General features: G+C 43.2%; 7 protein-coding genes. 6 read left to right on the top strand and 1 reads right to left on the bottom strand.

Translation table 11 applies throughout. From position 1 onward, the window contains the following. Window positions 1-123 precede the first annotated feature (123 nt). The 5 genes from ACK4HU_RS20830 to ACK4HU_RS20810 all read left to right on the top strand — a co-directional run bounded on the left by ACK4HU_RS20830 (window position 124) and on the right by ACK4HU_RS20810 (window position 6,974). Entirely contained in the window at window positions 124-405 is a 282-nt protein-coding gene (locus ACK4HU_RS20830; protein ID WP_409809754.1) for a DUF427 domain-containing protein, read from the top strand. Between the two features lie 23 nt (window positions 406-428). Next, entirely contained in the window at window positions 429-1,910 is a 1,482-nt protein-coding gene (locus ACK4HU_RS20825) for a BCCT family transporter (protein ID WP_409809752.1), read from the top strand. Continuing rightward, window positions 1,907-3,064: an ergothioneine biosynthesis protein EgtB gene (gene egtB, locus ACK4HU_RS20820; RefSeq protein WP_409809750.1), complete on the top strand. Its 1,158-nt coding sequence runs from the start codon at window positions 1,907-1,909 to the stop codon at window positions 3,062-3,064. Before ACK4HU_RS20825 ends, egtB begins: the two co-directional genes overlap by 4 nt. Next, window positions 3,061-3,999: an L-histidine N(alpha)-methyltransferase gene (egtD, locus tag ACK4HU_RS20815; protein ID WP_409809749.1), complete on the top strand. Its 939-nt coding sequence runs from the start codon at window positions 3,061-3,063 to the stop codon at window positions 3,997-3,999. The genes egtB and egtD overlap by 4 nt, the downstream gene beginning before the upstream one ends. A gap of 248 nt (window positions 4,000-4,247) precedes the next feature. Beyond that, on the top strand, window positions 4,248-6,974 hold the full coding sequence (locus ACK4HU_RS20810; RefSeq protein ID WP_409809747.1) for a DUF6797 domain-containing protein: 2,727 nt from the start codon (window positions 4,248-4,250) through the stop codon (window positions 6,972-6,974). Between the two features lie 676 nt (window positions 6,975-7,650). Here the strand turns inward: ACK4HU_RS20810 and ACK4HU_RS20805 are convergent. After that, on the bottom strand, window positions 7,651-9,219 hold the full coding sequence (locus tag ACK4HU_RS20805; RefSeq protein WP_409809746.1) for an L-serine ammonia-lyase, iron-sulfur-dependent, subunit alpha: 1,569 nt from the start codon (window positions 9,217-9,219) through the stop codon (window positions 7,651-7,653). A gap of 505 nt (window positions 9,220-9,724) precedes the next feature. Here ACK4HU_RS20805 and ACK4HU_RS20800 point away from each other — a divergent pair. Next, window positions 9,725-11,956, top strand: a complete 2,232-nt coding sequence (locus ACK4HU_RS20800; protein ID WP_409809744.1) for a S9 family peptidase — start codon at window positions 9,725-9,727, stop codon at window positions 11,954-11,956. The last annotated feature ends 215 nt before the right edge of the window (window positions 11,957-12,171 follow it).

Below are 12,171 nucleotides of genomic sequence, written 5' to 3'. Positions count from 1 at the left end.
AACGAAACCAACGGGAACCGAGCGAAGTCGAGGTGTAATTAAAATTAATTCGGCTACTGGTATCAAAGCAGATAATCAGAAAAAAGAAAATGAATTTTTTGTATCTCAAAATTAAAGGTCATCATGAAAGCAATCTGGAATAATCAAGTCATCGCTGAAAGTGATCAAACTGTGATCATCGAAGGAAACCACTATTTCCCACCTGATTCCATCAAAAAAGAGTTTTTTAAATCCTCCGATACCCATACCACTTGCCCATGGAAAGGTATTGCCTCTTACTATTCTCTAGAAGTAGATGGCCAACTGAACAGAGATGCGGCATGGTATTATCCCGACACAAAACCAAAGGCTTCTGGCATTAAGGGATATATTGCATTCTGGAAAGGTGTCAAAGTCGAAAAATAAGACTTGACCAAAAACCCAAAGCATTGAATCAAATCCAGAACAAATCCAACTCTTCAATTTTGCTTCGGCTTACTACCGTTGTTTTATTGATTTTTTTGATTGGGGTGTTTTTTTTCAGTGCTAACTTAAACTCTCGTCTTGGTGCATTGACTGCGTGGGTTCTCACCTTTTTTGGAAAATATTACCTCTTTTTGGGGTTAGGATCGGTTCTTTTGATGGGTATGATTGGACTTTCTCCTCTGGGAAAAATAAAACTTGGAGAAGAAAAACCTGAGTTCGGCTGGCTTTCTTGGATAGCCATGTTGTACAGCACGGGAATGGGTGGGGGATTAATTTTAAGGGCAGTACAAGAACCCGTTTTTTACTTTCAAAATCCACCTCGGGAAATTGATTTCGATCCAAAAACCTTTTCACTGGAATACACATTTTTCCACTGGGGATTCACACCCTGGGCATTCTATGGTCTGATGGCCTTAATTGTCGCGTATAATCTATACATCAAAAATGGCTCAGCGCTAAGTTCCTCTGCCCTCTTGGGTAAATATAATCATCCTTGGTTGGCCGGATTCCTGGATTTACTGACTGTATTGTGTACATTATTTGGAGTCGTGGCAGGAGTTGGGTTGGGAAGCAGACAACTGATGGAAGCGATCGCTTATTGGACTGGAATGAGTTTTTCTTCCAACGCTGTGATTTTTCCTATTCTTCTGGTTTCCGCAATTGCGATGCTTTCTGCTCATTTTGGAGTGCGACGGGGAATCCGTTTACTGTCTAATCTGAATATTCTTGGAGCCAGTCTACTGCTGCTTTTTGCCTGGATCGTTGGCAATACTTGGGGTTCGGTTTCCTTTTTCTTTTCAGGCTTGGGAGCGTATCTGGTAGACTTTCTACCGATGAGTATCAACTATGGCGAATCCAAAGTTGGTGACCTTTTTCTAAAAGACTGGACTTATTTCTACTGGGCTTTTTGGCTTTCTTGGGCTCCTTTTACCGGAGTTTTTATAGCCAGAATTTCCAAGGGACGAACTATCCGAGAACTGATACTAGCCACTTTATTTATACCTGCATTGGGCACCTTTCTTTGGTTTTCTGTTTTTGGATTGAACGGCATTGAACTGATCGAATCAGGCACCGTCGAATCAGGGTCCTTTGCGTCGATTTACAGTTCGCTGTTCAACTATTTCTCCCTTTTACCTTTTCCAATTATGACTAACATACTGGTAACACTGTTAGTGGCTACTTTTTTGATCACATCGATCGATTCGGCTATTTTCGTATTGAGCATTTTCTCAGACGAGGGAAAATCAGAACCTAGTCCGAGAATCAGAATTTTCTGGGGAGTAAGCATTTTTCTTTTTACTGCAATTTTGGTCTGGTTGGGAAAAGAAGGACTACTTGAGGCTGTAAGCAATTTGTTAATTCTTTTCGCTCTGCCTTTTAGTTTCGTTTTCCTATTTCTAATCTTCCAATTTCTGCGAAAGATCACAAAAACCACATCCGGATGAACCACCAAGAACAGGTAAAAACACAATTTCTAGAAACCCGAAATCATACCGAAGCGATCTGTGCCCCTTTGGAGGTGGAAGATTATATTCCTCAGCCTAGCATCGATGTCTCTCCTCCAAAATGGCATTTGGGCCACACCACCTGGTTCTTTGAACAGTTTGTACTTGTACCATATGCCAGTGATTATCGGATTTTTCACGAAGATTTTGCCTTCCTATTCAACAGTTATTACAATCACGCTGGGGAAAGAGTGCTTCGCCCCAATCGCGGCTTGATGAGTCGTCCTCCGGTGCGCGAGGTCATGAAGTATCGGGCCTATGTAACCGAGAAGCTTTCGCAAATGATCGATCAACAAGAGATGACGGCGGAGATTCTGGATACCATTGTACTGGGGATCAACCACGAACAGCAGCATCAGGAACTGCTGGTGTATGATTTAAAATACATTTTGGGAAATCAACCGACATTTCCGGTTTATAGAGAAGACTTTCAAACTGAGTCTTGTAAACGGGGTGACTTTTTGAAGTTTGATGAAGGAATCCATGAAATCGGTTTTTCCGGTGATGGCTTCTGTTATGATAATGAATTGAGCAGACATCGGGTTTTTCTGGAAAAGTTTGAAGTATCTGATCAACTCGTAACCAATGGAGAATACCTGGAATTCATCGAAGCGGGGGGCTATGAAAACTTTGACTTTTGGCTGGATGAGGGATTACAATTCATCAAAAAAGAAGGAATCAAAGCTCCACTTTATTGGTATCAAAAGAATGGTGATTGGTGGAATTATACCCTCAGCGGGTTTGAAAAAGTCGATTCAACGCTCCCTGCCCAGCATATAAGCTTCTATGAAGCGATGGCTTTTGCGGAGTGGAAAGGATGCCGATTGCCCACCGAGTTTGAATGGGAAGTCGCCGCTGCAAGTTTGGGCTGGGGACAGCTTTGGGAGTGGACCAACAGCGCCTATTTGCCTTACCCGGGATTCAAAAAAGTGCCCGGAGCCTTGGGCGAATACAACGGTAAATTTATGGTTGGTCTGCATGTCCTTCGTGGATGCTCAGTGGCCACGCCTGAGAATCATTCCCGACCGACCTACCGTAATTTTTTCCACCCTTCCTCACGATGGATATTTTCAGGAATACGATTAGCCCGATGAACGAAAGCACAAAATTATTTAAAGAAGAAGTTCTGAATGGTCTTCGAAATAACCCCAAAACATTGTCATCCAAATACTTTTACGACGATGAGGGTTCACGGATTTTTCAGGAAATTATGGACATGCCGGAGTACTATCTTCCAGCAGCAGAATCTGAAATTATACAAACTCATTCAGAAGCAATCGCCAAGCGAATCAACCGATCTCAGCTTGATATCATCGAACTCGGAGCTGGTGATGGCAGGAAGATGGTTCACTTTGTTCAGGTCTTGAGTCAGCATATTCCTGATCTCAGTTATTTTCCACTGGACATTTCCTCGGGGATTTTGAAAGCCAATGAAAAGCTCATCCGACAGGAAGTTCCTTCTGTGAATTTCTCCGGATACGCAGGTGATTATTTTAAAACGCTTCACCGATTACGACAGAGAACTAATCCCAGATTGATTGTTTTTGCTGGAAGTAATATTGGAAATTTCAGAGGGGAAAGGGCTGTTGATTTTCTCAAATTCATCAAGAATGAAATGAAGGCTGGAGATTTTTTTATCCTCGGGGTAGACCTCAAGAAAAATCCAAAGAAGATTCTTCCTGCATACAATGACGCTCAAGGAATCACCAAGCGATTTAACCTGAATCTTTTGACTCGAATCAACAGGGAATTAGAAGGGAATTTTGAGTTAAAGTCATTTGATCATTATGCAACGTATCATCCCATTACCGGAGCAGCGGAAAGCTTCCTGATCAGTCTCAAAGCTCAAAAGGTCACAATCGGAAATGAGTTGATTGAGTTTAAAAAAGATGAGGTGATCCAAACGGAGATTTCCCAAAAGTATGATCGAGCACTCCTCGATGAGCTTGCAAAGTCAGCAGGAATAAGCTTGGATTCATGGTATACGGATTCTGAAGGATTGTTCGCTTGGGTTCTTTTTGGGGTGTGAGGAGGTTTGGAGAATGTAGTGCCCTCCTAATTTACCTCACCCTAGCTCCCGATTCGCTACGCTGCTCGGGACAGGCCCTCTTCCCGCAATTCCTCGGGACTGGCTCACATGGAGAGGGAGCTTGTTTCGTGGTCAAATTGACCTTGGAAATCTGATTGATTTTTAGTCCTATTGACTGTCAAATCCAAATTTCAGCTTAAATTCCTATTCTTTAAATTTCATTTGCCGCCTCCAACCTTCGTTTTGAAATGAATAAACGCTCCCTCAGTCTATATACTCTTTTGGCAGTCCTGTTTTTGTTCGGTTGCAATCAAAATCCAAAAAATCAAGAAACAGATTCTCCAACAGGGTTTATTCTTCAGGATTCTGATCTTCCTGATTTTGAAAAGGATATCGACCACTCAGGTCTCCTGACTGCCCTAGGCGACCGCCACGATGAATCCATCCGTACCGGAGAGCACATTTACAACAACATCTGTTTCAATTGTCACGGCAATTCCGATCAGGAAGGTTCCATCCCAAATGCGTTGAAATTCTGGGAAGGCACATTCAAAGTTGGAAATGATCCTTTTTCAATGTACCAAACCCTTACCAGAGGCTATGGCTCTATGCCTCCACAAATAAATCTGACTCCAGTGGAGAAATATGACATTATCAATTACCTGAGAGAAACATTTATCCAGGAGAAAAACCCGAGCCAATTCTTTGAAGTCGATTCCTCCTATTTGGCCAATTTACCAGCCGGTACGACGACAGGACCTTTGCCCAAAGAATTTAAGCCTTGGGCTCAAATGGACTACGGCAACTTTTTGATCAATACCTATGAATTGGTGGGGCTGAATCCTTCTCCAAGAGAGCGATCATCGGGCCCTTCTCCCCTTCCGGATGAGAATCTGGTCAATGCCAACTTTGCCTACAAAGGAATTGCGGTAAGGGTAGATCAAGGAGCAGGAGGAGTAGCCGCTGGTAAAGCCTGGATGATGTTTGACCACGATCTCATGCGAGTAGCCGGGGCATGGACTGGAGAAGGCTTCATTGATTGGGAAGCCATCTTGTTCAATGGAAAACACAATATTTCTCCCAGAACGACAGGAGACCTCCATTTTTCAAATCCGGTAGGGCCTGAATGGGCAAATCCGGCCACTGGAACATTTGATGACCCTCGCTTCATAGCTAGGGACAAAAGAAGGTTTGGGCCACTGCCTCGGGAATGGGTACATTACAAAGGACTTTATCAATACAAGGATCGGGTTATCATTTCCTACACCGTTGGCACTGCCAAAATTCTGGAAACATTTGGACTGGAAAAGTTTGAAAACCAATCTGTTTTTACCCGAACACTCAATATTTCTCCTTCCGAAAAGCCCCTGAAAATGCGGGTGGCTCCAAGCGCCACTTCAGTTGCGCTTGTGGGCGAAGGTGCGGTTTTAAACGAACAAGCTGGATTTTTTGTAGTGGAAGTTTCTTCTTCCAAACCCACAAAAATCAAATTATTGATGGGCAAATCCGGCATGAAAGGCCTCGGACAGTATGCCAAAACCTCCAGTCCTCCTGAAGATTTGCATCTTTTGATCAAGGGCGGACCGGCCAGATATCCTCAAAAATTAACCTCCGAGATACAACAGGGAACACAAGAAGGTCCATTTCAAGTGGATATTATGAATCCACCTTTCGACAGTCCCTGGAAAAATCAATTCCGATTGAGCGGACTTGATTTTTTTAAAGACACCAATAAAGGAGTGATTTGCTCTACGGATGGAGATGTTTGGCTGGTGGAAGGATTCACGAAAAACTCAGGGAAACTCACCTGGCAGCGAATCGCTTCAGGCATGTTTCAACCCTTGGGAATCAAAATTGTCAATGAGGAAATCTTTGTCACTTGTCGGGATCAGTTAGTGAAGCTGCATGACTTAAATGGAGACATGGAAACAGATTTCTACGAAAGCTTCAACAATGATCATCAAGTGACGGATCACTTTCACGAGTTTGCTATGGGGCTACAAACCGATACCGAAGGGAATTTTTACTATGCCAAAAGTGCACGACATGCTCGTGAGGCCCTAGTACCTCAGCATGGAACCTTGATTAAAGTGAGCAAGGATGGCCAGAAAACAGAAATCGTAGCCACCGGTTTCCGAGCTGCCAACGGAGTCTGTCTCAATCCAGACGGCACCTTTATCGTAACCGATCAGGAAGGACATTGGAACCCCATGAATCGAGTCAATTGGGTGAAAAAAGGAGGATTTTACGGAAACATGTTTGGGTATAATCCACCTGCAGACAGTACCGAAGCCGGAATGGAGCAACCCTTGGTTTGGATAGACCGAGAACGAGATCAATCTCCATCCGAACTCCTTTGGGTGGACAGTAAAAAGTGGGGAGCACTCAACGGAAAACTCTTGAATTTATCCTATGGCTACGGAAAAGTCTTCGTGGTTCCTTTTGAAAAAATTGGGGGTCAAGTACAAGGTGGAATTTTTGAATTACCGGTTCCAAGATTTTCCACCGGTGTGATGCGTGGCCGCTTTAATCCTGGAGATGGACAACTCTACCTCTGTGGCTTGTCTGCATGGGGATCCACTCAACCTCAATTGGGAGGACTATATCGAATCAGAAAAGTAGACAAGCCCATGGTTATTCCTGTGGGAATCAAGGCCACTACCCAAGGCATTGAGCTAAACTTCACTGACGAATTGGATGAAAGAAGTGTCGGAGATACTGCCCATTACACAGTGAAGACTTGGGACCTTTTGAGGTCGCGAAAGTATGGCTCAAAACACTACAATGAACAAACAATGACAGTCTCCAAAGCAGCATTGGGAAAGGACAAAAAATCCATCAAACTGACTATCCCTGACATCAAACCTACATGGGGAATGGAGATTCAGTACCGAATTAAGGATGGATATGGAAAAGATGTCTCCGGATTGGTTCAGAATACGATTCATCAGTTGGGTGAAAGTTCAGGATGGTAAACTTCTGCTGTGCTGCTTCTTCTGCTATGCTGCTTCTGGAGAAGCAGCATAACCAAAATATTTTCTGTTCCTCTGTTCCTCGGAATTTGCAATTCCGAGGTCTTGTTGTAGGATTTTCAATCCGCTAAACAGCAGGGAATTCCCTGTGCTGCTTCCGGAGAAGCAGCACAACCAAAATTTTTACTGATTCAATCAATAGGAATGTGGCTTTAGCCCATTCCCAAATAGAGCCCCAAATTATCCCAGGCTTTAGCCAAACAAATGATTTAAATTTTAGCAAGCCCTAGCAGCTCTTATAAAAATTCTGTTACCCAAGTTTTCACTCGATTTAGTAGGTTTTTTAACCATTTAGGAATTTAGGGCCTTAAGTTTTCGGAATTCCATCGTCAGTATATTCAAAAAAACTTGTCGAGAGTTTTGGGATTTATTGTGGCGAAAGCCCAAATAACCAATCGATCTATTTCTCCCTCCAGCTAAAGCAGGAGGGAATTTATGGTTCCAATTCATCAATAGGAATGCGGCTTTAGCCCATTCCAAAATTCCGTTCCTCGGAATCCGCGATAGCTATCGGGAGCAATTCCGAGGTCATGTTGTAGGATTTTTAATCCGCTAAAGCAGGAGGGAATTCCCCCTGCTGCTTTCGGAGAAGCAGCACAACCAAATATCTACTCGAACCCTAGCAACTCTTATAAAAATGCTTCTGCGTAAGCCTAGCTTCGATTTCTTTGGCAGCCTTAGTAATGGACAATCCTCCCAGATTGGTACATCTCAAGGTGTTTGGGATACTTTTCCCTACCTCATACATGGTTTCTATTACCTGATCGAGCGGAATTAAATGGTCATAATCTGCTAAGGCCATATTAGCGCAGGAAAGCGCATTCGAAGCCGCCATCACATTCCTATTCAAGCAAGGCGCCTCCACTCGATTTCCGATGGGATCGCAGATCATTCCCAAGGAACTCTGCAAAGCCATAGAAGCAGCTGAAATACTTTGATTCAAATTGCCTCCAGCCAGATGGACGATTGCCGCGGCTGCCATAGTTGCACCCGAACCGCATTCTGCCTGACAGCCTCCCACTTCCGCTGCGAAAGTGGAATGTGCCGCAATGAAAACACCAATCAAACCTGCAATCATTAAAGCCTTGACAGTCTCTTCATCCGAAAGACCCAAAGAATCAGACACACCGAGCACAGCGCCGGACATAGCGCCGCATGAACCTGCTGTCGGTGCTGCGACGATCACACCCATGGAACTTTTCACTTCCATGATGGCGGAAACATACATGATTACCCTGTTCAGAACATCTCCAACCACCAACTTCTTCTCCTCCATCATGGACTTGAATTTTACAGACTGAGGACCCAAGATTCTATCCTCGAATTTTGTCCCTTTCAAACCGGTTTCTACTGCATTTTTGAGGATAATTCGGATGTCGTTCATTTTGGAAAGCACTTCTTCCTCAGAAATATCACCCCGCATACTTTCATATCTCACCGCCAATTCCCAAAGACTTAAATTCTTGTCCTCGTTGTAAGCAAACAATTCGTCACAGGTAATAAATGGAACAACGGTGTTTTTTCGAGTAAGAACCGGTAAAACAGGCTTGATTTGCTTGATTTGGGTGACTCCTTGGATTTCTTTTAGTTCCTCAAGGATAGCTTGATCCAGAAAAGCCTGACTTTTTAACGAAACAAAAGTCTTGTCCTTGGCATGGATTTCAATTTCATTTCCTAATTCAGTTTGTTCGAGATAATGACCCACTTTTTGCAAATCTGTGGAATAAATCAGAGTGACGAAAGTGTCTCCTGCGAGAGAAACTTTAGCTCCATCAATTTCAATTACTTCGATCATTCCGCCTCCGGTTGAAATGGCTATGACCTGATGCGTTTCCCAAGGATTCTTCAGAGTGATTTGATAGGTATTTGGATGCTCCGCTTGAATGTCTTTTATGTTGATTTTTATTTGAATCCCTGCGGCACCAATATGCATTTCGGAATCGACCAGTCTTTCGTCATAGGCTTCCCAACCCAAAAACCCCCCAAACAATCCCATATCAGACCCTTGCTCTTTATGAGTCGTCGCCAAAGAACCATTGGGATCAAAGTCAATTTCGATTTCGGAAATCCTTCCATCCATCAAGTCATGGCATATTCTTCCGATTCTCAAAGAAGCCGCACAGTGTGAACTGGAAGGTCCTCTCATGACCGGTCCGACTACGTCATTGAATATGCTTGGATAATTCATGGATCAATTCATTTAAAGCCTAAGATTAAATTTAGGAGGAATTTGGACTAAGGCAAGAGAGTTTTATGCCAAATGCTAATCTTTCCAATTTTCACCTTGGCAAATCATTCACTTTCGGCAACTGTCTGAAAATGTGACTAAAAGACAGATTGAACGCTTAATTTTTTATACAACCCAAGACGCTTTAGTCTGAATAGGTATCGTTTTCTTAAATGAAATCGAGCCTGTCTGCTACAGGCAGGCATGACTCAAAGCGACACACAGAGGGACGTTTATTATCCATGCGAAGATTCTCCCGAAGAAAAATCGGGACAGGCTATGTGGCCTTTGAATATCAATTTATAAACACATTAAACAGCATATAATTTTAGTGAAAGTACATACCGGTAAAAGTGCAAGAATGATTTATATTTAATCAAATCCTTTGCAACGCTTTCCTTTGAAACACGGATTCAAGACCCTCTATTCTTGAGTTTAATTAATCAAGCCCCCTAACCGACAAAAAATGAAAAAATCATTCTCGCTCGTTTTGTTTTTACTGACATTCTCAATTGGTGAATTGTACTCCCAGACAGAACTCACTTTAGCGGACATTTATAAAGACGGGACTTATCGGCAAAATCGATTTGGCCCAATCCGTTGGATGAAAGATGGTCTTGGTTACTCAAGTATAGAAAAGAGTAACACTTTGGAAGGTGATGACATCGTCCGATACGATGCTGTAAAAGGAACGAGATCGCTGCTTATTTCTTCAGATGAGTTGACCCCAGTCGGAGCAAACAAGCCGCTTTCGGTTTCGGACTATCACTGGTCCGAAGACAATACCAAACTGCTCATTTTTACCAATACCAGAAAAGTTTGGCGCTATCATACCCGGGGAGATTATTGGGTTTTGGATTTGAAAAGCAAAAAGCTCAGTCAGTTGGGCAAAGGAATTCCAGCCACCACGCTGATGTTTGCCAAGTTTTCCCCGGATGCTTCAAGAGTCGCCTATGTGAGTGAAAACAACATTTTTGTAGAATCCCTTTCCTCGGGAAAAATCACACAAATCACTTCTGATGGCGACAAAGACATCATCAATGGGACCTTTGATTGGGTGTATGAAGAGGAGTTGAATTGCAGAGATGGATTCAGATGGAGCCCTGACGGGAAAAACATCGCGTACTGGCAGTCAGACACCAAGGGCGTGGGCACTTTTTACCTGATCAATAACCTTGATTCCATCTATTCTAAACCTATCCCATTGCCTTATCCAAAAGTTGGTGATACGCTTTCTGCAGTAAAAATCGGCGTAGTTTCCAGTGAAGGTGGGCAAACAAAATGGTTTGATTTTCCGGGTGATCCCAGAAACAACTACTTGGCTAGAATGGAATTTATCCCCAATTCTCAGGAAGTGATGGTGCAGCAACTCAACCGGGCTCAATACCAAAATAACGTTTGGGTAGCTGATATAGAAAATCTGGCCATGTCAAAAATACTGGTAGAAGAAGATGCTGCCTTCCTCGATGTTCACGACAATATCCGATGGCTGGAAGGAGAGAAATCTTTCACTTGGAGCAGCGAACGGGACGGTTGGATGCATCTCTACAAAGTTTCTCGGGATGGCAAAAAAGTAGAATTGGTAACCGAAGGTGAATTCGACGTTGAGCGCATCAGCCACATTGATCCGGCAAATGGATATGTCTATTACATCGCTTCCCCTGACAACTTTACCCAACGCTACCTCTATCGGAGCTCGCTCAGCAAAAAAGGAAAAGCCGAACGGATCACTCCCGTGGCACTTTCCGGACAAAATGCCTATCAAATTTCGAATGATTCCAAATTTGCTATCCACACGTTTCAAAATACTACCACTCCACCTGTCTATTCGCTGATCAGTCTGCCCGCTCATGAAAAGGTTCGGGTTTTGGAAGAAAACCTGGAATTAAAATCAAAGTATGCGGCATTGGGTCTAAATCCGAAGGAGTTTTTCAAAGTGAATATTGGAGAAGTAGAATTGGATGGATGGATGATCAAACCCAAGGATTTTGACCCGAATAAAAAATATCCACTGATAGCTTACGTCTATGGAGAACCTGCGGGCTCTACCGTTCAAGATTCCTGGATGGATGGAGACTTATGGCATCATTACATAGCCAGATTAGGGTATGTCGTCATCAGCATTGATAACCGCGGCACCAAAACACCAAGAGGAAGAGAATGGAGAAAATCCATCTATGGTCAGATCGGGATTTTAGCCTCTTTTGATCAAAAAGCGGCAGTGGAGGAAGTTCTGAAAACCTATAATTTCATAGACCCTTCCCGAGTGGGTTCTTGGGGTTGGAGTGGTGGTGGTCAGATGACGTTGAATTTGATGTTCCGCTTTCCTGAGCTTTACAAAGCAGGTTTGGCATTGGCGTTTGTCTCCGATCAAAGATTGTACGACGCCACCTATCAGGAGCGGTATATGGGGCTTTTGGATGATAATCTCAAAGGATATATCGATGGCTCTCCCATCACCTATGCGGAGAATTTACAGGGAGAACTCATGATCATCCATGGCACGGCCGATGACAATGTTCACTACCAAAGTTTTGAGATGCTAGTGGATAAGCTGATCAAACACAATAAACAATTTTCGATGATGTCCTATCCGATGCGTTCGCACAGCATCAACGAGCGGGAAAACACTTCGCTACACTTACGAGAAACTATGACAAACTTTTGGTTGAGAAGTCTGCCGGCGGGAGGAAGATAATGCTGGATTAAACCGAAATTCGAGTATAGTCAATTTAAAATTATGAATTTAGAATGTAGGGTTGAGGATGGAAAGAAGCCAACTCCCCCTTTTCCAAAGGGGGCCAGGGGGATTTAAATTCCTTGACATGTTCTAATTTCCGCAGCGCATGACCTCAGACTTTTAACCAAAAAAAGACTTTTCAAAAAGATTACCCCTAACTAAAAGATAAACTT

The sequence above is a fragment of the Algoriphagus sp. genome, from assembly GCF_046296635.1.
Lineage (GTDB): Bacteria > Bacteroidota > Bacteroidia > Cytophagales > Cyclobacteriaceae > Algoriphagus.
This window is presented reverse-complemented; position numbering and strand designations above follow the sequence as displayed.

Excerpts from the sequence above, each read along its gene's own strand:
- ACK4HU_RS20830 (WP_409809754.1), top strand. The coding sequence starts at position 124 with ATGAAAGCAATCTGGAATAATCAAGTCATCGCTGAAAGTGATCAAACT.
- egtB (WP_409809750.1), top strand. The coding sequence starts at position 1,907 with ATGAACCACCAAGAACAGGTAAAAACACAATTTCTAGAAACCCGAAAT.
- egtD (WP_409809749.1), top strand. The coding sequence starts at position 3,061 with ATGAACGAAAGCACAAAATTATTTAAAGAAGAAGTTCTGAATGGTCTT.
- ACK4HU_RS20810 (WP_409809747.1), top strand. The coding sequence starts at position 4,248 with ATGAATAAACGCTCCCTCAGTCTATATACTCTTTTGGCAGTCCTGTTT.
- ACK4HU_RS20805 (WP_409809746.1), bottom strand. The coding sequence starts at position 9,219 with ATGAATTATCCAAGCATATTCAATGACGTAGTCGGACCGGTCATGAGA.
- ACK4HU_RS20800 (WP_409809744.1), top strand. The coding sequence starts at position 9,725 with ATGAAAAAATCATTCTCGCTCGTTTTGTTTTTACTGACATTCTCAATT.